Genomic DNA, 1,062 nt, shown 5'->3' with positions numbered 1-1,062 from the left:
CGCGCTGGCGCACCAGGTCGCCGCTGCGGTACAGGCGGTCATCGGCCACGAACGGGCTGTCGATGAAACGCTCGGCCTGCTGCTGCGCCAGGCCCAGGTAGCCGCGGGTCACGCCTGCGCCACCGATATGCAGGTGGCCGACCACGCCCTGCGGCACCGGCTGGTCGTCGGCATCCAGCACGTACAGCCGCGTGTTGCTGATGGGGCGACCGATGGGCAGTGTGCCCGTAGGCACCGGCATCGACGGCTCAAGGGTCCAGGCGCTGCAGTCCACCGTGGTTTCGGTGGGCCGTAGACGTTGTGCAGGCGAACCTGCGGCAAGCGCTCGCGCAGCGTGGCGGCCAGCGCTGCGGTCAGTTCGCCGCCGCCGCACACGACATCGCGCAGGCTGTCGCACAAGGCGCTCTCTTCCAGGTCCAGAAACTGCGCCAGCAGCGCCGGCACGAACTGCACCACGCTGACCTGCTGCTCGCGAATCAGGCGTACCAGGTACGCCGGGTCGCGTTGCGCCTCGGCGCTCGCGAGCACCAGTGGCAGGCCCGTGCACAGCGGCCAGAACAGCTCCCATACCGAAGCGTCGAAGCTGATCGGGGTCTTCTGCAGCACCGCCCCGTGCGGCGTCGCCGGGCACCACTGCGCGCTCCATTGCACCAGGTTGGCGACCCCGCGGTGCTCCACCATCACGCCCTTGGGCTGGCCGGTGGAGCCGGAGGTGTAGATCACATAGGCCAGGTGGCGGGCGTTCAGCCCGGGCACCTGCGGGTTGGTGGCGGGTTGCGCCTGCCAGGCGTCGCGGTCCAGGTCGAGCCGCTCGACGCGGGTATCGCCCAGCAGCGCGGCCGTGGCCGGCTGTACCAGCACCACCACCGGGGCGCTGTCGTCGAGCATGTAGCGCAGGCGCTCGCGCGGGTAGCTCGGGTCGAGCGGCACATACGCACCGCCCGCCTTCAGAATCGCCAGCAGCCCCACCAGCATCGGCAGCCCGCGTTCGACGCAGATCGCCACGCGGTCGTCTGGGCGTACCCCCTTGCCGATCAGCCAGTGCGCCAGGCGGTTGGCCTG

Annotated in this window: 1 pseudogene; it reads right to left on the bottom strand. The window is 70.8% G+C overall.

The window, feature by feature from the left end:
- A pseudogene (locus tag G3436_RS27080) lies at positions 1-1,062 on the bottom strand (amino acid adenylation domain-containing protein); the annotation flags it as partial.

This window comes from Pseudomonas brassicae, from assembly GCF_010671725.1.
Classification (GTDB): domain Bacteria; phylum Pseudomonadota; class Gammaproteobacteria; order Pseudomonadales; family Pseudomonadaceae; genus Aquipseudomonas; species Aquipseudomonas brassicae.
The sequence above is the reverse complement of the archived record's forward strand: the minus strand, read 5'-3'. Positions and strand labels throughout refer to the sequence as shown.